General features: G+C 48.5%; 1 protein-coding gene. It reads right to left on the reverse strand.

Annotated elements, in window-relative coordinates; all coding sequences use genetic code 11:
• Window positions 1-295 (reverse strand): RHS repeat domain-containing protein (locus H3V00_RS11335; protein ID WP_198231811.1); only part of this gene is annotated, 295 nt, incomplete at its 3' end.
• Window positions 296-330: the final 35 nt, after the last annotated feature.

Below are 330 nucleotides of genomic sequence, written 5' to 3' on the forward strand. Positions count from 1 at the left end.
AATGTAAGCCAGTTTCTCTGTCTAAATATTGTCCCTGATATCTGAGGTTTTGCTCTATGGGTTCGTGCTCAATTTCATGAATCCGTTTCCCCCATAGCTGAAAGCTGCATTCCCACAGTATTTCGCCGTTGGCATCGGTAAGCTCTTCCGGACAACCGTTCAGGTCGGTGTGGAAGTAGCGGATATGTTGTTCTTGGTTGCCGTCTGTGTCTATACGTGCCAGTGGTTCATAGCTGTTCTGGTCGGTATAGATATACAGGCTGGTAGGATGATTCGGGCCGGTTTCCTGAATCATTCTTAAGCCGTCCCACAGGAAGCGGGTACGGTTGT

It is taken from the genome of Snodgrassella sp. W6238H11, from assembly GCF_016100525.1.
GTDB classification, from domain to species: domain Bacteria; phylum Pseudomonadota; class Gammaproteobacteria; order Burkholderiales; family Neisseriaceae; genus Snodgrassella; species Snodgrassella alvi.